Origin of the sequence: Rhizobium rosettiformans W3, assembly GCF_004912135.1 — a bacterium.
Lineage (GTDB): Bacteria > Pseudomonadota > Alphaproteobacteria > Rhizobiales > Rhizobiaceae > Allorhizobium > Allorhizobium rosettiformans.
The window spans coordinates 196,205-214,331 of record NZ_STGU01000004.1 but is presented as its reverse complement, the minus strand read 5'-3'; the positions used below and the strand labels follow the sequence as shown (position 1 = coordinate 214,331).

21 protein-coding genes, 1 tRNA gene and 1 pseudogene are annotated in these 18,127 nt (G+C 64.0%); 10 read left to right on the top strand and 13 right to left on the bottom strand.

All coding sequences use genetic code 11. The annotated features are described in order from the left end of the window. Nucleotides 1-66: 66 nt before the first annotated feature. Entirely contained in the window at nt 67-336 is a 270-nt protein-coding gene (locus FAA86_RS09415; RefSeq protein WP_136540032.1) for a CopG family ribbon-helix-helix protein, read from the top strand. Continuing rightward, a complete protein-coding gene (locus FAA86_RS09410; RefSeq protein WP_136540030.1) occupies nt 333-647 on the top strand; it encodes a type II toxin-antitoxin system RelE/ParE family toxin in 315 nt (104 codons plus the stop codon). The genes FAA86_RS09415 and FAA86_RS09410 overlap by 4 nt, the downstream gene beginning before the upstream one ends. Before the next feature lie 25 nt (nt 648-672). On the opposite strand, the gene FAA86_RS09405 is transcribed toward FAA86_RS09410, so the two are convergent. Beyond that, the gene (locus FAA86_RS09405; protein ID WP_136540028.1) at nt 673-1,917 is read right to left on the bottom strand and encodes an RNA polymerase sigma factor; all 1,245 of its coding nucleotides are present in this window, start codon (nt 1,915-1,917) and stop codon (nt 673-675) included. A 6-nt stretch (nt 1,918-1,923) separates the two neighbouring features. After that, nucleotides 1,924-2,295, bottom strand: a complete 372-nt coding sequence (locus tag FAA86_RS09400) for a YciI family protein (RefSeq protein WP_136540026.1) — start codon at nt 2,293-2,295, stop codon at nt 1,924-1,926. A gap of 260 nt (nt 2,296-2,555) precedes the next feature. Here FAA86_RS09400 and lepA point away from each other — a divergent pair, with 260 nt between their 5' ends. From lepA to FAA86_RS25195, 4 genes and pseudogenes are all read left to right on the top strand, one after another. Next, nucleotides 2,556-4,379, top strand: coding sequence for a translation elongation factor 4 (lepA, locus tag FAA86_RS09395; protein WP_113460273.1), 1,824 nt, complete (start codon nt 2,556-2,558; stop codon nt 4,377-4,379). 64 nt (nt 4,380-4,443) lie between these two features. Beyond that, on the top strand, nt 4,444-4,674 hold the full coding sequence (locus tag FAA86_RS09390) for a type II toxin-antitoxin system CcdA family antitoxin (RefSeq protein WP_136540024.1): 231 nt from the start codon (nt 4,444-4,446) through the stop codon (nt 4,672-4,674). A gap of 2 nt (nt 4,675-4,676) precedes the next feature. Then, nucleotides 4,677-5,008 (top strand): annotated as a pseudogene (locus FAA86_RS25200) (CcdB family protein). Nucleotides 5,009-5,057: 49 nt separating this feature from the next. Beyond that, entirely contained in the window at nt 5,058-5,423 is a 366-nt protein-coding gene (locus FAA86_RS25195; protein WP_136540023.1) for a YegP family protein, read from the top strand. Nucleotides 5,424-6,949: 1,526 nt separating this feature from the next. Here FAA86_RS25195 and FAA86_RS09375 read toward each other — a convergent pair. The 4 genes from FAA86_RS09375 to FAA86_RS09360 all read right to left on the bottom strand — a co-directional run bounded on the left by FAA86_RS09375 (nt 6,950) and on the right by FAA86_RS09360 (nt 11,274). Then, nucleotides 6,950-8,587: a CRTAC1 family protein gene (locus FAA86_RS09375; RefSeq protein ID WP_136540022.1), complete on the bottom strand. Its 1,638-nt coding sequence runs from the start codon at nt 8,585-8,587 to the stop codon at nt 6,950-6,952. Next, a complete protein-coding gene (locus FAA86_RS09370) occupies nt 8,584-9,897 on the bottom strand; it encodes a vanadium-dependent haloperoxidase (RefSeq protein ID WP_246035036.1) in 1,314 nt (437 codons plus the stop codon). Before FAA86_RS09370 ends, FAA86_RS09375 begins: the two co-directional genes overlap by 4 nt. Before the next feature lie 136 nt (nt 9,898-10,033). Then, the gene (locus FAA86_RS09365) at nt 10,034-10,738 is read right to left on the bottom strand and encodes a type 1 glutamine amidotransferase (RefSeq protein WP_136540020.1); all 705 of its coding nucleotides are present in this window, start codon (nt 10,736-10,738) and stop codon (nt 10,034-10,036) included. Between the two features lie 95 nt (nt 10,739-10,833). Then, complete coding sequence (locus FAA86_RS09360) at nt 10,834-11,274, bottom strand: DoxX family protein (RefSeq protein ID WP_136540018.1); 441 nt, start codon at nt 11,272-11,274, stop codon at nt 10,834-10,836. 120 nt (nt 11,275-11,394) lie between these two features. On the opposite strand from FAA86_RS09360, the gene FAA86_RS09355 reads away from it, so the two are divergent. Further along, nucleotides 11,395-11,697 carry an Rdx family protein gene (locus FAA86_RS09355; RefSeq protein WP_136540016.1) on the top strand — a complete coding sequence of 101 codons (303 nt, stop codon included), beginning with the start codon at nt 11,395-11,397 and terminating at the stop codon, nt 11,695-11,697. 45 nt (nt 11,698-11,742) lie between these two features. Here the strand turns inward: FAA86_RS09355 and FAA86_RS09350 are convergent, their stop codons facing one another. After that, nucleotides 11,743-12,213, bottom strand: a complete 471-nt coding sequence (locus FAA86_RS09350) for a BA14K family protein (RefSeq protein ID WP_136540014.1) — start codon at nt 12,211-12,213, stop codon at nt 11,743-11,745. 256 nt (nt 12,214-12,469) lie between these two features. Here FAA86_RS09350 and FAA86_RS09345 point away from each other — a divergent pair. Further along, nucleotides 12,470-12,556 (top strand) — tRNA-Leu (locus FAA86_RS09345). Between the two features lie 173 nt (nt 12,557-12,729). Further along, nucleotides 12,730-12,951, top strand: a complete 222-nt coding sequence (locus FAA86_RS09340) for a hypothetical protein (protein WP_113458270.1) — start codon at nt 12,730-12,732, stop codon at nt 12,949-12,951. A gap of 34 nt (nt 12,952-12,985) precedes the next feature. Here the strand turns inward: FAA86_RS09340 and FAA86_RS09335 are convergent, their stop codons facing one another. The 4 genes from FAA86_RS09335 to FAA86_RS09320 form a co-directional block, all read right to left on the bottom strand. Then, nucleotides 12,986-13,345 carry a hypothetical protein gene (locus FAA86_RS09335; RefSeq protein WP_246035035.1) on the bottom strand — a complete coding sequence of 120 codons (360 nt, stop codon included), beginning with the start codon at nt 13,343-13,345 and terminating at the stop codon, nt 12,986-12,988. 98 nt (nt 13,346-13,443) lie between these two features. After that, the gene (locus FAA86_RS09330; protein WP_136540010.1) at nt 13,444-14,298 is read right to left on the bottom strand and encodes a C40 family peptidase; all 855 of its coding nucleotides are present in this window, start codon (nt 14,296-14,298) and stop codon (nt 13,444-13,446) included. Between the two features lie 12 nt (nt 14,299-14,310). After that, nucleotides 14,311-14,658, bottom strand: a complete 348-nt coding sequence (locus tag FAA86_RS09325; protein ID WP_113458267.1) for a MarR family transcriptional regulator — start codon at nt 14,656-14,658, stop codon at nt 14,311-14,313. A 92-nt stretch (nt 14,659-14,750) separates the two neighbouring features. Continuing rightward, entirely contained in the window at nt 14,751-16,142 is a 1,392-nt protein-coding gene (locus FAA86_RS09320) for a leucyl aminopeptidase family protein (protein WP_136540008.1), read from the bottom strand. A 147-nt stretch (nt 16,143-16,289) separates the two neighbouring features. Between FAA86_RS09320 and FAA86_RS09315 the strand changes: the two genes are divergently transcribed. After that, entirely contained in the window at nt 16,290-17,114 is an 825-nt protein-coding gene (locus FAA86_RS09315) for a tetratricopeptide repeat protein (RefSeq protein WP_136540006.1), read from the top strand. 6 nt (nt 17,115-17,120) lie between these two features. Here the strand turns inward: FAA86_RS09315 and FAA86_RS09310 are convergent, their stop codons facing one another. Continuing rightward, entirely contained in the window at nt 17,121-17,666 is a 546-nt protein-coding gene (locus FAA86_RS09310; protein ID WP_136540004.1) for an IMPACT family protein, read from the bottom strand. A 51-nt stretch (nt 17,667-17,717) separates the two neighbouring features. Continuing rightward, the gene (locus FAA86_RS09305; RefSeq protein WP_136540002.1) at nt 17,718-18,107 is read right to left on the bottom strand and encodes a hypothetical protein; all 390 of its coding nucleotides are present in this window, start codon (nt 18,105-18,107) and stop codon (nt 17,718-17,720) included. Nucleotides 18,108-18,127 lie beyond the last annotated feature (20 nt).

The following is an 18,127-nucleotide window of genomic DNA, read 5'->3' as shown; positions in this document are numbered from 1 at the left end:
GCGCTTGATCTGGTGCATCCTCGACTCCCGCGCTATGATGATCGGGCAACCAGAAGAGCAGCGCCTATGTCTTCTCGCACCACGATGACGATCGAAATCTGTCAGGAGGTGAAGGACCAGCTCGATGCGCTCGCATCGGGCGGGGACCGGAGCAGCCAGCACCTTGCCGAGGAAGCGGTAACCGCCTTCGTCGAGGAGGAGCTTGCCTTACGGCAGTCGATCGAAGAGAGCCTTGCCGATGGGCGTTCCGGCAACGTGGTCAGCCATGATGACGCCATCGCCGACATGCGTGCGATGATCGCAGCGGTCCGCCGCGAACGGGCCACCCGGGGATGAAGCGCCCGGTCGTCTGGGCGGCCGACGCCACCCGTGACACCATGGCGATCCTGCGCCATATCGCCGAAGACGATCCCGAGGCGGCCGAGCGTATCGTCGACGCGATCGAGGCGGCTGGCAATCGCCTGAGTGACATTCCGACCGGCCGCCCCGGACGTGTAGCGGGCACATTTGAAAAATCCCTCGCCCCGCTTCCCTGGATCCTCTGCTACGCCATCGACGATCAAAAGGAGGGCGAACGCATCCTGATCCTGCGTATCATCCATACCGCCCGCAACTGGCCGCAAGGCAGTTGGCCGAGCGATAGCTGACGCTCAAGGCTTCTCGCCGATAGCATCATCCAGAAGCCGTGCCCAACGCCTCCCGTCGCTTTTCCAGAAACCGCCGCTCCGCCTCGCCCGGCGACAGCGCAAGCGCGCGATCATAGGCGGCGATTGCCTCGGCGACGCGGCCGAGGCGTGCCAGCAGATCTGCGCGGGCGGCATGAAAGGGCAGGAAATCGGACAAGGCCTCAGCATTCAGCCCGTCCAGTTCCGCCAGCGCCTCCTTGGCCCCCGCCACTTCGGCCAGGGCCACGGCCCTGTTGATGCGGATGACCGGGTCGTCGCGCAGTTCGACGAGGATGTCATAGGCCGCGAGCACCGCTTTCCAGGGCGGCGGATCGGCCAGCGTCTTTCGCCCGCACCAGAGCGCGTGGATCATCATCTGCAGGATGCGCGGACCCGGGCCCGACAGACCGAGCGCCCGTCCGCAATAGCGCCGGGCATCCTCGATCAGAGGCTTCGACCAGAGCACTGGGTCCTGCTCGGCCAGCGGCACCATGACGCCGTCCGCGTCCATCCTCGCCGGCCGACGGGACTCGGCAAAGCGGATCGTGGCAGCCAGCGCCAACACCTCGGCTTCCTGTGGCAGCATCTCGGCCAGAAGCGCCGTCACCTCCAGCATTTCACGGGCAAAGCCCGCATGCCGGCTCGACCCCGCCGCATCCTCATGCGCCTTGGCATAGGCGACTTCCAGCGTCGACAGGACGGCCGCCAGCCGCTCGGCCCAGTGCTGCGGCCCCGGCACCTCGAAGCTGACGCCGGCTTCGGCAATCTTGCGCTTGGCGCGGACTAGCCGTTGGGCGAGCGTCGTCTCCGACACGAGGAAAGCCCGCGCCACCTCTTCCGTCGAGAGGCCGCAGACGAGTTTCAACGTCAGCGCCGCCCGGCTGTCGGCGGCAACCGCCGGATGGCAGCAGACGAAGATCAGCTTCAGCCGTTCGTCGGGAATGACGGCGTCGTCGCTTGTCAGCCGATCCTCGGCGGTCGGTTCGGGCTCCGGCTCGTCGGGACGGTTTGCCGCCCTCGTCCGCCTTCGCCTCAGGATGTCGAGCGCTGCGCGCTCGGCCACCCGGTAGAGCCAGGCGGCCGGATCGCGCGGCAGGTCGCTCGCCTCCGCGCCCCAGGCCTTCACCGCCTTCAGACAGCTTTCGGCAAAGGCTTCCTCCGCAAGGTCGAGATCGCGGTAGCGGGCGGCAAGGGCCGCACGAATGCGCCCGCCTGCCACCCGGAAGGTCTCGTCGAGAACCGTGTCCCGCATCGCCCGTCAGCGCTTCGTCGCAAGATCCGGCGGCATGGGCAGCACCGGCCGGACCTCGATGGCCCCGTCCTTGCCGAGCGGCACCTTTCTGGCGATCGCGATCGCCGCATCCAGATCCTCGGCTTCCACGAGATAGAAGCCGCCGAGCTGTTCGCGCGTCTCGGCGAAGGGACCGTCATGGATGGTCTGCTTGCCGGCAGTGGTGCGCACCGTGGTCGCAGCCTCCGTGCCCTTCAGCCCGGCGCCGGCGCGCATCTTCTCGCCCAGTTCGTGGCTGAAGGCGAAATGGCGCGGTCCGAGATCGGCCATGATCGGCCCGGTCTTGTCGGGTCCGCCGAAGATTTCCTCGTTTTCATAGATCAGCAGCATGTATTGCATGGTCGTTGCCCCTCCTGCGGGCCCTTTGCGGCATCGTCGATCGATCCCGTCGAGCAAGAGACGCGGCTGCGACAGCGGATTCGACAACGCGGCAAGAATTTTTAAGGCCCCCTCCACTATCGGCGACAGCCCGGTCCGTGACAATGGCGGGCGTCACGCGAAGCGCAGGCCCGGCTGCGACGTCAAAACCGCCGTGATCGCCCGGAAAACCCGATCTTTCCGCTTTGCGAGAGAAGGGGCCGCTGCTATATGCGCGTGCCATGAGCACATCGTCCCGCACCCCTCTCGACCATATCCGCAACTTTTCCATCGTCGCACATATCGACCATGGCAAATCGACGCTGGCCGACCGTCTGATCCAGATGACCGGTGGCCTCGCCGACCGCGAGATGTCGGAGCAGGTTCTCGACAACATGGAGATCGAGAAGGAACGCGGCATCACCATCAAGGCCCAGACCGTGCGTCTGCACTACAAGGCCAATGACGGCGAAACCTATGTGCTGAACCTGATCGACACGCCCGGCCATGTCGACTTCGCCTATGAAGTCTCGCGCTCGCTCAGCGCCTGCGAAGGCTCGCTGCTCGTCGTCGACGCCTCCCAAGGCGTCGAAGCGCAGACGCTTGCCAATGTCTACCAGGCGATCGACAACGACCACGAGCTCGTCACCGTGCTCAACAAGGTCGACCTGCCGGCCGCCGAACCCGAGCGCATCAAGGAGCAGATCGAGGAAGTCATCGGCATCGATGCATCCGAAGCCGTGCTGATTTCGGCCAAGACGGGCTTGGGCATTCCCGATGTTCTCGAAGCCATCGTGCACAAGCTGCCGGCGCCGAAGAGCGAGGGCGGCGAAAAGGCCCCGCTCAAGGCGCTGCTCGTCGACAGCTGGTACGACACCTATCTCGGCGTCATGGTTCTCGTGCGCGTGCTCGACGGCGTTCTGACCAAGGGCCAGACCATCCGCATGATGGGCACGGATGCCAAATACACGATCGAGCGCGTCGGCGTTCTGACGCCGAAAATGGTCAATGTCGATTCGCTCGGGCCGGGCGAAATCGGCTTCTTCACCGCCTCGATCAAGGAAGTGGCCGACACCCGCGTCGGCGATACCATCACCGAGGACAAGCGTCCGACCGAAAAGATGCTGCCGGGCTTCAAGCCGGCCCAGCCGGTCGTCTTCTGCGGTCTCTTCCCGGTCGATGCCGCAGACTTCGAAGACCTGCGCGCGGCCATGGGCAAGCTGCGCCTCAACGACGCCTCGTTCTCGTTCGAAATGGAGAGCTCCGCCGCGCTCGGCTTCGGCTTCCGCTGCGGCTTCCTAGGCCTGCTGCACCTTGAAATCATCCAGGAGCGCCTCGAGCGCGAATTCGATCTCGACCTGATCGCGACCGCGCCGTCCGTTGTCTACAAGCTCTACATGACCGACGGCACGGAGCGCGAGCTGCACAATCCGGCGGACATGCCCGACGTGGTCAAGATCGACGAAATCCACGAGCCGTGGATCAAGGCGACGATCCTGACCCCCGACGATTATCTCGGTGGCATCCTGAAACTTTGCCAGGACCGGCGCGGCATCCAGACCGAACTCACTTACGTCGGCAAGCGCGCGATGATCACCTATGAGCTGCCGCTCAACGAGGTGGTCTTCGATTTCTACGACCGCCTGAAGTCGATCTCCAAGGGCTACGCCTCCTTCGACTATCACCTCGACGGCCATCGCGAGGGCAACCTCGTGAAGATGTCGATCCTCGTCAATGGCGAGCCGGTCGATGCGCTGTCGATGATGGTGCACCGCATGGCAGCGGAAAAGCGCGGCCGGGACATGTGCGAAAAGCTCAAGGACCTGATCCCGAAGCACATGTTCAAGATCCCGATCCAGGCCGCCATCGGCGGCAACGTGATCGCCCGTGAAACGATCTCGGCGCTCCGCAAGGACGTGACCGCCAAGTGCTACGGCGGCGACGCGACCCGCAAGCGCAAGCTTCTCGACAAGCAGAAGGCCGGCAAGAAGCGCATGCGCCAGTTCGGCAAGGTCGAGATCCCGCAGGAAGCGTTTATCGCCGCGCTCAAGATGAGCGACGAGTGAGGGGTGGGGCCCTCCCCACAGGGCCCCTTTCTCGCTATACTGGCGCATCCTCGGAGCGCCATCCATGTCGATTGAAGCCCGCAAGCCACAGGACCTGACCGTCAGCGAAGCCCTCGTCGCCGAGGCGGCGGAGCTTGGCCTCGACATCACGAGTGCTGCCGAACAGGGCATTGCCCGCGCCATCAAGGCGGAAAAAGAACGACGCTGGAAGATCGAAAATGCCGATGCCATCAAGGCGTCGAACGACTATGTCGCCAAGCATGGTCTGCCGCTCGCGAAATATCGGACCTTCTGATCATGACCCGCTTCCACGTTCACCGGATCGGGAACGATGGAAGCCTTGCCCTCGACCTGCAATCCAACCTTCTGGATGCTCTGACGACCCGCGTGGTGGTCCCCTTGGTTCCCATCGGGGAGGTCGAAAACCTCATCCCGCGCCTCAATCCCGCCTGACGATCGACGGCGAGACTTTCGCAATGCTCACCCAATTCATCACCACGGTCCCGATCTCCGTCGTCGGCCCCGCCATCGCCGACCTTTCCTCCCGTGCCGCCGAGATCACCGGCGCCACCGACTTCCTCTTCCAGGGCATTTCAACCCTTCTTGCCCCCCTGCCCCAGTCGCGCTAGCATTTGAATGCAATCATAAGCCGATGAACGGATGAGGGGAGAGACGGGCATGCACAAATTCAAGATCCTGAAGACCGAAAAGGGCGAGTTCCGCGTCCAGTTCGTCTACAATGCCGAGGTCATGGTCTGGTCGGAGAACTACGCCTCGAAGGCAAGCGCAAAGAACTGCGTCGAGTCCCTAAAGAAGAATGCCCCCGCCGCCCCCGTCGTCGATCTCACCAAGGAGGAAACCGGCAGCGGTTATCGTTTCGAGATCGACCAGGCAAAAAACGGCGAAACCTTCGTCCGCTTCCGCGCCGCCAATGGCGAGATCATGGTGCGCTCGGAAACGTATAAGTCGAAGTCGAGCGCCAAGAGCTGCATCGCCTCGATTCAGAAGCGCGCGGCCGAGGCTGCGGTGGACGAGGCGGAGTGAAGGTCGATTCTGCCTCTTCCCTTGTGGGAGAGGCTTCGGAGCGGTGGCCGCAGTCTCCCCTCCAAGGGCGGAGATTGCCGCCGTGTTTTCGACCTTCGCCCCTCAAACTCAATCACATCAGCCCCTCATCCGCCTGCCGGCACCTTCTCCCCGCGAGCGGGGAGAGGGTAGGGTGAGGGGCAAAGGCCCCAAACGCGGCGTCCTGCGGCTCTGAAACCAGCAAGTCGCGTCCCATTTCCCGAAAAAAGGGGGACGCCTCGCGGCGATTCCTCAACGAAATCAAACAGCCACACATTTTTTCATCCCCGCCCATTTCCACACAGTTACCCTAGTCCCCGTCCCGCCCTCGGATACACCTGACGATGCGATGTCAGGCGAGGCGGGGCCGGCGCCGGGATGGAGGGTTGTCGCAGCCTGAAACCCCGGCCCGCTGCAACGGTCTCCCTCCGGACGAGGGGCTGGTAACGAAGGTGACGGGGTCGGATGCCCCACACCGGATACCCCGATCGGAAGGACGTGCCTCAGAGGCACACAGACAAGGCGCCCACGCCGTCGCGAACATCACCAGCCGGAGGGGCGACAAAAACGGCGGGGATGGTGGGCCGAGGTCGAAAATGACCGAAGGCCGCATCCCCCGGGCGAGGGTCCCGGTCGGTATGGTGCACCATCCGGCGGGAACCTCCCGGGCCACCGGCCAGGCTGACGCGTCATCTCACGGTGATGCCAAAGCCGGACCCGCGCCCGGTCATCCTCGGTCCTCGGGTCATCCTCGGGTTTAACCCGAGGACGAGGACAGAGGACCGTCGCCGCCTTGCCAGAGAGACGCATGCAGCGGGAATAGACGCCGAACGAGGCGCCGGAAGGAGCCACATATTTACTTAGACAGGTTGCTTCTGGCGCCTCGTCCGAGACAAGCATGACCGAACCGGAGGATGAAGATCCGACCGGCGGCGACGCTTGGGGTTTTTGAAAGTCTGCACTTGCCGAGCTGCCTCGCACCGCGAGTTTGCCGACTCGCTGGCAGATCCTCGGGACGAAGCCCGAGGATGACGAATCGCGGAGAGGAAGGGTATCCTCCACAAGCGTCGCAACACTCCGAAGCCGCAGAAGAGGCACCGGGCCCACCCCGGATGCCGTCATCCTCGGGCTTCGTCCCGAGGATCTGCCGAGGATTCGTTCCGCACTTGGGTGATGGTGGACACCTCAGCATGAGGGCGCGCGGAAGCCACCGCGCCCGCCTCTCCCCTTGTGGGAGAGGTTGCAAAATCGAAGGCTTAGGCGAGCGCAAGCCGACTAAACTTCAGATTTTTGCTGGTGAGGGGATCCGTGCTGCGGGCACCATGAACGAGCCCCCTCTCTTGCGATTTCTGATGTTTAGGCGGCTTGCGCTCGCCTAATTCATCTCTGAGCCTTCGCGCGGCGTCGCGCTCAGGCCTCCGTTCGCTGAAATCGATTCACTGGATCGATTTCTGGCCTTCGGCCATCGCTCCGAAGTCTCCCCCACCGAGGGGAGATGGGTGGTGCCCTCACATCCCCTCGCCCGGCTTCCAGGCCCTCGGCGGCGCCCCGCGCTCGACGACATAAAACCCGTCCGCCGCAACCTTCTGCCAGTCCCCCGCCTCGCCGTCGGGCCACAAGATACGGATCTCGGTCTCTGCCTGGTCGCTTAGACCAAAATGCCACCAGCCAGTCTTGCCGCTGGCATGGCCGCCGCCGAGGGTGATTTCGCGGCGCTGGACGTGGTCGCCTGTCTTCACCTCGATCCAGGCGCCGATCGCGTCGCGGTTCGGGCCCTGCTGGCGCAGCGCGACTTGCAGGTAATGGCCGGGCGTTTCCGTCGTGTTGCGCCAGATCTCGACGGGCGAGCCCTGGTTGACGACGAGCAGGTCGATCTTGCCGTCGAGGTTGAAATCGGAAAGCGCGCCGCCGCGGCCGGTCGCCATGCTCGCCACGCCGGCCTTGTCGCCCATTTCGGTAAACTTGCCGTCTTCGCCCTGGACCAGCAGGTTGTTTGGGTCCTTCTCGGCAAAGTCGGGCATCTTCGCGACATTGCCCTTGGCAATGAAGAGGTCGGCGCGGCCGTCATTGTTGACGTCCTCGAAATCCGTGTGCCAAGCCGTGGAGGGGCGGATTTCGCCGCCGGTATAGGGCCGGTGGGCGGTCGCGCCCTTGGCGAAGGCGACGTCGGCATAGGATGGCTTGGGCTTGCCGTCGGTGGGGATTTCCCCGAGCTTCTGCAGCTTGTTGTCGGCCATGCTGGTCAGGAAATATTCCGGATAGCCGTCGAAATCGAGGTCGTGGGAGGCGATGCCCATGCCCCAGATGCGCAGGTATTTCCAGCCTTCCTCCTGGGTGAAGAGGCGCGGCGGCTGACCCGGCTCGACATGCCACATCTGCTCCTGGCCGCCCTTGTAATATTCGCGGTCATTGGAGACGCGCAGCGAGGGCGTGCCCGACCGGTTCCAGTCGGTGAAGAGGATCGAGAGCGGGCAATAGGAGGGGGTGAGCGCAAGCGGCGGGGCGAATCGGCGTTCTCCGGGGCCGGCCGGCCGGTGCAGCCAGTTGTCGGTGCAGGAGCCCCAGGGCTCGAAGTCCTCGAAGCGGTCGATGTAGTTGCCGATGGCAAGGGTCGGCCAGGCATTGCCCATTTCCCAGGTGGCGGAAAAGGCGGTCGACCAGGCATCGCCGCCATCGAAGCCCCAGGCTTCGTTGGCACGCTCGAAACGGCACTCGCCAAGGCCACGCATGACGACATTTTCGCCGGAGCGCAGGAGCACGACGTCCTGCAAGCCGTCACCGTCGACATCGAGCGGATAGGCGCCGACAACCTTATCGAGTTCGAGGCCAGAGGGCTTTTCCTCGAATTTCAGCGCACCGCCGGCCTCGCTGCGGTTGAGATAGAACTTCGCCTTGTCCTCGCCGCCGGCCAGCACGAGATCGGGGAAGCCGTCGGCATTGCAGTCGAAGCTGCCAGCCCCGCCGCCGACCATGAATTCCCAATCGCCGCGATAGGTGCTGGTGATGCCGCTTGACGCGGTTTCATCGGCAAAGCGGGGAACGAGCGGGCCGCCATCGGCAAGCGCCGTGCCGGCCTGGAGACCGAGGAGAAGCGCCACGGCGGTTGCGGTTTTGTTCAGAGGATATGCGCGAGCGACAGGCTTCATCCGCGCGTCCTCAAGGCCACCGCCTTCTCGCCGATGCAGCGCCCCTGGTCGAGGCCGCGATCGATTGCGGCGCGGAAGTGGATGCCGCCATAGAGGCGGGAGATGCCGGCTTCGTTCGCCGCATCCCAGAAGCTGTTGAACGAGCGGTTGGGAAGCTTGTCCTTCTCATGGGTGTTGTCGGTGAAGGCGAAGTTCTCGCCGAAGAAGGCGGTCAGCACCGTTGCGGCGGCGCCGGACTGGGTGGAGTGGCCGGAAGGATATTCCGGGAAGGGCGGCGTGATCAGGATCGGCTCCCATTTGGGATCGATGACGCGCTTGATGTAGGTGACCGGGCGGACGAGGTCGAATTCGAATTTGGAGTGCCAGCAGCCGATAAAGGCGTCGGCCAGCGAGATGCCGAGCCGCGCGAGAAGATCGGCATGTTCGGCGGCACTCGCCTGGCGCTCGTCGAGCAGTTTCAGCGCAATCGACATCCAGTGGCCGGGTGGTGTGGGCGAGAGCATGGGGTCGTCCGACCAGAAGCGGGCGATGGCGCGCTGCTCGGGCGTGAGATTGTTCACCGCCTCATAGACCTCGAGCGCCTCGTTGTAGAAGTCCGAGCCCTTTTCCTCGCTATAGGCCGGCGGCGGCGGCAGGGGGCAGGCATTGCCGATCTCCATGGCGAAGGGGCGGTTTTCACCCCATTTCGGCAGAAGCGGCATCTGCTGCTGGTTGATCAGGTTCGTCGGCACCCAGTGCTCGGGGCCTTCGGTGAGCTTGTATTCGAGCGGGAAGCCCATGTTCTCGACCTTGGCGCCGCCGTCATTCAGCGACCAGGCGAGGATATGCGCCGTGATACTTTCGCCATAGGCCTGGCTGCGGGCGACGAGCTCGGGCGCGAGACCGGAGGAGACTTCGGAGGAGAGCTTTTCGGTCATGCGCTTCAGCGCACGCTGACCGGTCGGGCCGGTATTGCCAAAGAATTCGCGGGCGGCCGAGGAGAGTGCCGCCTGCATGACTACGGCCTCGTCATAGGCCATGCCCCCTTCTCGCTGGGGCACGGGGGTCAGACCGTTCAACTGGCCGGAGAGCGAAGTCATTGTCGTATCGCCCGAGGCAAGCGCCTCATAGCCGGTGACGCCGAGATAGGCGAAGGCGCGGCTCGCGACCGGGGGCGAATAGGTCGGGGTGTGGCGGACGAGTTCGAGGATCAGGCGATACCAGTCGCGCATGACCTTATCGGCGCCGACAGGGGCTGCCTGGACCGGCTGCATAGCCAGTGCCACGATGATGAAGCAGAGCGCCATCAGGCGCGTCCCGACTGCTTTCATGTCCCCCTCCCACAGGTTTCTGAAGCGATCTCAATCGATTGAATGTCGATTAAGCACGGGGCCGGGCGCCTCGCAAGAGGGCGGCAGATGACGCCGGATCAATTCCGGCCGATGAGGCCATCCCCCCGGACGCCTCTCAGGTCGGCTTGATCTGCCGGACCCAGGCGCGGGCGATCTCCAGACCCGCTTCGTCGGAAAGGGCGCCATCGGTCGGTTCCAGCTCCGGATGGCGGCCAAGCCAGCCGGGCGCCTTGCGCTCGATGAGATCGGGAAAGTGGGTCATCCAGTTGCGGACGACATGCCGGTTGGCCTCGAAGTGGAACTGAAAGCCATAGGCCGCGCGGCCGATGCGGAAGGCCTGATGGCGGGCCGCTTCGTTTTCCGCGAGATGGGCTGCACCTTCCGGAAGGGTGAAGGTGTCGTCGTGCCACTGGAAGGACAGGAAGCTGTCAGGCATGGCAGAGAGCACCGGATCGGCCTTGCCGGCGTCCGTGCGGTCGATGCCGCGCCAGCCGAATTCCGGGGCCGAACCGATCAGGTTTTCGCCGCCATAGGCCCGCGCCAGCAGCTGGCTGCCGAGACAGATGCCGAGCACCGCCTTGCCGCTGTCTCCGAAGCGGCGCATCAACTGCGCGAGATCAGGAAGATAGGGATGTTTCTCGTCGTCGCGGGCATTCTGCTCGCCGCCGAAGACGACGAGCGCATCAAACGCATCGAAGTCCGGCAAGGGCTCACCGGCAAAGGCCCTGAAGGTCGCAGGGGTTGCACCTGCCTCGGCAAGAGCAATGCCGACCTGTCCGGCTTCAGTCACTTTGGTGTTTTCAACGATGGCAACGCGCATGGGGAATCGGCTCTCACGGTGGATTTGCCAGAGAAAGCATGCGGCCGTCTTGTCGGCAAGACGGGAGGGTGCCGGTACCGGCCCCTCCCCCTTGATCAGAAGGTTTTCGACAGGCGCGCATCCACCGACTGGCTGTTGCCGCCGCGAATGACAAAGAAGGCGGTCATGGCGGCCCAGAGCAGTGATTTTTCCGCGCCGGAGAAGCCCTGGTCGAGCTGGATCCAGTGGAAATAGACCGTGACGAGCAGCACGATGGTGGCGGCAAAGGCGGCCGGACGGGTGAAGAGGCCGATCGCGAGCAGGATGCCGCCGAAGAATTCGGTGATGGCGAGCAGCGGCGACCAGAAGACACCGGGATAGAAGCCGAGGCCCTCGACCATCTGGACGGCGCCGAAGGGATCGACGATCTTGCCCGCGCCGTGGATGACGAGGAAGCCACCGGCCACCAGACGCAGGAGGGTTTCCACTCCGTCATGGGCCGAGCGGTAGACAGGCGCGAGAGCGGGAACGAAAAGACGGTTGGGTTCAATGGACATGAACAAACTCCACAAAGACGATACCCGAGCCTCTTGGCGGAACTGCTGCGCCGTGGCAATTGGACGCGCCAAGAAAAGTTGATTAAACGGGTTAACTTATCCGTGAAGTGAGGATGACTGATGCAAAAGCCCCGTATCTCGATCACCTATTGCACCCAGTGCAACTGGCTTCTGCGCTCCGGCTGGATGGCGCAGGAACTTCTGCATACCTTTGCCGATGATCTGGGCGAGGTGGCGCTGATCCCCGGCACGGGCGGGATCTTCGAGATCCATCTGAATGGCGACGTCATCTGGGAGCGCAAGCGCGACGGCGGCTTTCCGGGGCCGAAGGAGCTCAAGCAGAGGGTGCGGGATGCAATCGATCCCGAGCGGGATCTGGGCCATGTCGATCGAACGAATCGTCAGGAAGGTCTAGACACTTGAAGCGAGACAGGCGGCCGGGCGGCCGCCTTACCCCGGTAGATTCGATCAATAGAAGGGCGAACGGCAGACCTTGTAGTATCCGCTCGTCGAGAGGAACTGGTTGGTGCGGGGATTGTAGGACCGGTAGCGATCGAGGCACCAATCCACATGGCGTGCCCAGGCGCGACCCGGCGGACGGTAGCCCGGATCGGCATAAACCGGCGGACGGGGCCGCGGGCGGTAACCCGGCTCGACATAGACGGGTGGGCGCGGACGCGGACGATAGACCGGCGGTTCGTCATAGACGGACGGCGGATAATATTGCGGCGGCAGCGGACGTGGCCGGTAGCGCGGCGGTGGCGGACGATCCCAGGTCTCGTAGCAGCCGGAAAAGTCGCAAACGAGGTCGACGGATTGGACGTCGGCTGGCCGCTCGGCGAAGGGCTGAGCCGGTCGGGGCGTGGCCGCCTCGGCCGTCGGAGTGAAAAGCGCTGCAGCGGCAAGGGCCAAGGCCATGAAAGCGGGGCGTGTCTTCATCGTTTCGTCCTGTCTCGATCCCGGCGGGGCCTGCATCCGGGCGCGCCGACGGGAAGATTAGAGCGGATGGATCACGGCTTTTTCACGACACCGTCATCGGCGCCTCTAGCGCACAGGGAGGAGGGATCGGGACACGGCGGGACGAGCGACGATCAACAAGTCGGCGGCACTTTCGAAGCGCTTTCGGCGGACTGACACGAAAACTTCAAAATGGCGGTTGACAGGCCGAAGCAGTCCCTTTACACGGCTCCTCGTCGCCCAGATGGCGGAATTGGTAGACGCGCCAGCTTCAGGTGCTGGTACTCGAAAGGGTGTGGAGGTTCGAGTCCTCTTCTGGGCACCAAATTCCGATTTGAGATCAGCGGTTTATGCTGATACTCAAACACTTAAAAAAGCCCGGCTTGCCGGGCTTTTTTCTTGTCTGCAGACAGGGTTTGAACCCTGCCGTAAAGCCATTTTCGACCGATCCCAGCGACCCCTCCAGAAGCGGCCGCGCACAGCCGAAAAGGACCGACCATGGACGAGACCGTCGCCATCGAAAGCCGTAGTGAATTCGCGCTCTGGGCAATCGAACGCGCCAAGGAAATCGTCGCGCAGGAGGGCACGGCCCTTGCCCTTGCGGCCCGCGACATGGACGAAGAAGGCTTGCGGGATGCGGGACACAAGCTCGGCGGCGCGATCAGCGAAGCGCTGCTTGAAGTGTTCGACGGACTGCTCGGCCAGGACGATCAGGCCTAAGTCCTAATCCCGTGTTTTGATTCTTGCCGCGTGCTCAGTCGATGACGCGCGGATTGACGCCGGGATACCACTGGCGGCCGGTGCGCGGTGGCTGGGTCCCCTGATAGACGATGCCGTTCTTCTCACAGCGATAGACCGTATAGGGAAGGACGTCGCGCAGTTCGCGCCTGCCGCCGATGCCCGGACGGGGAGAGACCGTGCGGGTCTCACAGGTCATGTCTTCGCCGAACTGATTGGCCGGATCCTGCGGCTTCACGCCCGGCAAATCCTTGAAGCTTTCCTGCCCGGCGGCACCCCAGGCGATGCCTTCGGCTGCGGGGACCGGCGCGGCCGCGAATGCCATCAGAACCGCCAGAGCGAGCGGCGCACATCTGCGGCCGGTCGTGACAGGCATCTCAATCTTTCGGCGGGCCGGGAGCATGGGCAATCTTCTCGTCAGCAAATCTGCAGCCGATATAAGCATTCGGCGTGGCGGCACCAAGGCCGAACTCTTCACGTTTCGGCGACGGGGCGCCGGTAACCGGTCGGGGTGCCGTACAGCCAGCCGATACGTTCGATGGCCGCTTCCAACGTTTCCCGCGCTACGGACATGGTGTTGCCGTTGGCATGGATCATCCTGGTTTCGTCTTCCATGATGGCGACATGCCCTTTCCAGAAGACGAGATCGCCGCGCTTGAGGTCCTGCCGTTCGATCGGTGTGCCAAGGCCCACTGCCTGCATGTCGCTGTCGCGTGGGGCCTTATGGCCTGCCATGCGCATGGAAAGCTGCACGAGGCCTGAGCAATCGATGCCGAAGCCCGACTTGCCGCCCCAGAGATAGGGCGTTTCCAGGAAGAGACCGGCAACGGAGACATAGTCGGCAACAACGGGCTCCGACAGCGGTCGGAGATGTCGGGCGACGAGTGCGCCTCCGTCGGCAAGAAGCAGATAGCGTGTGCCACGGGTCTCCGCCTCACCTGTGATCATTAGCCGGCTTCCCATCGACAGCGCCATGCGCGTGGGGAAGCGCAGATCGGCGCCGGAATAGACGAAGGTGCGGGGCGCTGTGACGACATGGGTCGATGCGACGACCGGAGCGAGGGCATCCTCGGGCAGATAACCGACATAATCGTCATCGAGGGCCTGCACCCAGGCCCAGCCATTGTTTCGCTCGAAAACCCGGACCTCCTCGCCCATCAGCAGTTCGGTATCGATGCCAATGGTCAGATCCGGTTTCGGGCGAAGCGCCACGACCGGCCGGTTGATGATGGCCGGTTGAGGGGATACGAAACGATCGGCCTCGACCTGTCCCTTCAGGGCGAGATCGGCAAGATCGGGGCGGAAGGCGTGCAGACGCCGGTCAAGCATTTCAACTCTCCGTCAGCCGAGCGAGCGGCCCCTGGCGATGATGGTATCGCCGAATTTTTCCAGAAACAGCGCGCCGCCGACGGTGCGCTTGACGATAACGCTGCGACGATCGAGCTCGTCGCGAACGCGGTCGACGAGACCCATTTCGCCGAGCGTATCCAGCGCGCGGGTAATCACCGGCTTGGTGACGTTGAGGGTCGCGGCAAGGCCGCGGACGGTATGCGGCGGCGGCACGAGATAGATCTCGAGCAAGACGGCCAGCTGTCGCATGGTAAGATCCGGGCCCTGCCTCTGCACCTGTTCCAGCGTCACCTTGTGCCAGAGGCCTAGTGCCTGGGTTGCCGTCATATCGAGGCCCATGCCCCTCCCCCTTGTCGCGGTTAGGGCATAGGGCCCTCGTCCATATCATTCCGGCAAAGGAACGATATGGCAAGGGCAGCCAATCTTCCGACTCAGTCGGCGCCGGACTGGAGGTAGCGGTAGATCGCCCGGATCGCCTGAGCCTCGCCGCCAACGGGCGAATGAGCACGCTCCGTCGGCGACCAGCCGAAGATATCGAAATGCGCCCAGCGACGACCGGGCGAGACGAAGCGCTTCAAAAACAGGGCCGCGGTGATGGCACCCGCCATGCCGCCCGAGGGGGCATTCGTCAGATCGGCAATCTGGGCTTTGAGCATGCGCTCGTAACCCTTGTGCAGTGGCATGCGCCAGAGCGGATCATCGACCTCGAGGCTTGCATCGGCGATGCCATGGGCAAGGTCTTCGTCATCCGTGAAGAAGGGCGGCAGATCGGGACCCAGCGCCACGCGGGCGGCACCTGTCAGCGTCGCCATGTCGATCAGCAGTTCCGGGTCCTCGGCATCGGCATAGGCCAGCGCGTCGGCGAGGATCAGACGTCCCTCGGCATCGGTGTTGTCGATCTGGACGGTCAGGCCCTTGCGGCTTTTGTAGACGTCGCCCGGACGGAAGGCATTGCCGGCGATGGCGTTTTCGACAGCGGGGATGACGACATGGAGATCGACCTTGAGCTTGGCATCCATGATCATCAAGGCGAGACCGAGGACATTGGCTGCACCGCCCATGTCCTTCTTCATCAGCAGCATAGAGGAGGCCGGCTTGATGTCGAGGCCGCCGGTGTCGAAGCTCACGCCCTTGCCCACGAGGGTGACCTTGCGGTGGCCCTTCTTGCCCCAACGCATCTCGATGAGACGCGGGGCGACCGTGGAGGCGCGACCGACGGCATGGACGAGGGGGAAGTTCTTGTCGAGGAGTTCGTCGCCCGTGATGACGGAGACCTCGGCCTTGTAGTGCTCGGCCAGACGGCGGACGGCTGATTCGATGTCGGCCGGGCTCATGTCATTGGCGGGCGTGTTGATCAGGTCACGGGCGAGATAGACGCCTGATATCTGGCGCTTGATGTCGGCGGCGTCGGCATCCTGCGGGATCAGCAGGCGCGGTTCGGTGACGCGTTCGGAGCGGTAGCGGTCGAAGCTGTAGGCGCCGAGACCATAGCCGAGGAGGAGACGATTGGCGGTGAGCGGCGCGGTTTCGATATGCCATTCGCCGGCCGGCAGCGCGCGCGCCAGCTTGCCCGTCAGGTAGGGGTTTTCCGAGGGGTTGGAGCCGAGGCCGAAGAGAGCTCCGCCAACATGGCCCTCGGCTGTCGGGATCAACAGCACCGAGCCAGGATCAGCCTTGAAGCCCGCCTTTTTGGCCCAATCGAGCGCCAGTGGCTCCAGCGTGCCGGTTTCGACATGGGCCGGGGTGACGGCGAAGACCGGAAGCGTCTTTCCGCCCTTGCTGCTGAAGGGGGACGGTCTTTCGATATACTGGAACGGAGCCATGGTGGACGCTTTCTGGGAAACGAGCGGAAGAATCGCGGGAGTGTCCGATTAACACTCCGTTAGGGTTAACAGATTATTGCTTGAGTGGAGATTGCGCCGCCCTGGACTGAAGAGGCGGTGAGGACGATTTAACTCGGGACGATCACCATGCGCATGCGAAATCCAGGCTTGGCAAACCGTTTGCAGTTCATGGCCACGACCGGCCTCGTGCTGGCGGCGCTGACGCTTTCGGGCTGCGCATCCTCGAAGAAGGAGCTGACGACCGGCTCGATCCCGAAGGTCAACCGGCAGCTTGACCAGCTGAGCGGACCGCAGCTTTCCCGCGCCGTGGAAGGCATTGGCCAGGCCTATGAGCGCAATCCGCGGGATCGCAATGTCGGCCTCTCCTATGCCAACGGCCTGATGATGACCGGGCGCAACACGCAGGCGCTTGCCGTGATGCAACAGGTGGCCATCGCCCATCCCAGCGACCGCGAAGTGCTGGCGGCTCTCGGCAAGGCGCAGGCCGCCGCCGGGCAGCTGGAGAAGGCGCTCGGCACCATTCAGCGAGCACAGACACCCGACCGGCCCGACTGGCGGCTCTATTCGGCCGAAGGCGCCGTGCTCGACCAGCTCGGCCGCTCGAGCGAAGCGCGCTCGCGCTACCGCATGGCGCTGCAGATGCAGCCGAACGACCCGAGCGTGCTGTCCAATATGGGCATGTCCTTCGTGCTTTCCGGTGATCTGAAGACGGCGGAAGACTATCTGCGCCAGGCATCGCAACAGCCGGGTGCCGACAGCCGCGTGCGACAGAACCTGGCGCTGGTGGTCGGCCTGCAGGGACGCTTCCAGGAAGCCGAGCAGCTGGCGGCGCAGGAGCTCGACCCGCAGCAGGCTGCGGCCAACCTGCAATATCTGCGCGGCATGCTGGCGCAGCAGAATTCCTGGAAGCAGCTGTCCAGCCAGGACATGCCGAAGAAGAAAAACGGCTAAGCCGCCTCAATCCGGAAAAGTCAGATGCGACCGGCCGCTGGTGAGGTCGCGGACGAGGCTGATCGCCTGGTCCTCATCGCCCTCACGGAGGGTCACCACGAGATCCACGCCTTCGGCCGTAAACGTCTCGGCGAGGGAAAGATGCGGGATGGCGGTCAGGCGCGCCTTGACCAGCGCGAGGTCCGAAAAGCTCAAGGCGCATTCGCCCGCCACCATCGGAATAATCTCCTGCTTTTCGGCTGCACGGAGCATCTGGGCTGCGGTTCCGCCATAGGCGCGCACAAGCCCGCCACTGCCGAGCAGGATGCCGCCGAAGAAGCGGGTGACCACCACCATGACACCATCGAGATCCTGGCCGTCGATCGCCTGGAGGATGGGCTTTCCGGCCGTACCCGAGGGTTCGCCATCATCCGAAAAACGATAGGCCTGACCGATGCGCCAGGCCCAGCAATTGTGATTGGCGGCGGGATCTGAGACCTTTGCCAGGAAGGCCTTGGCGTCTTCCTCGCCGGATATCGGCGCGGCCTGGCCGATGAAGCGGCTCTTCTTGATGTCCTGAACGAAATCGACGGGGCAAGGAGGGTGAAGGACATGGCCTAAACCTCAGCCTTCCGCTTCGTGGGCGGTAAGCCAGTCGGCGAGCGCTGCGATCACCGAAAGGCGCAAGGCCGCCTTCATGGCAAGCGCGCGGGTGAGCGAGGCATCGCGGCTGGAAAAACCGAGCTCGGCCATGACGCCGGAGGGCGAGAGTTTTCGCGCGCGCATGACCGCCTCGACCCGCTCGATGGTCGAGGGCAGCAGATAGCGGCCATTGGCGATCAGGTTTGCCGCATCCTCGGGCACCGGCTCCAGGGCGGGTGTGGCCGGCGCTGGCTTGCGTGCGCGCACTTCGGCCGAGACCAGATCCAGGAAGGCCTGGCGATCCTCGGCACCGGCCGCGGACCAGGCCTTCAGGAGCTTCTTCAAGGGGCTGGGCTTCTCTTTCTTCGACATGACCGGCTTTCTGTTCGCCC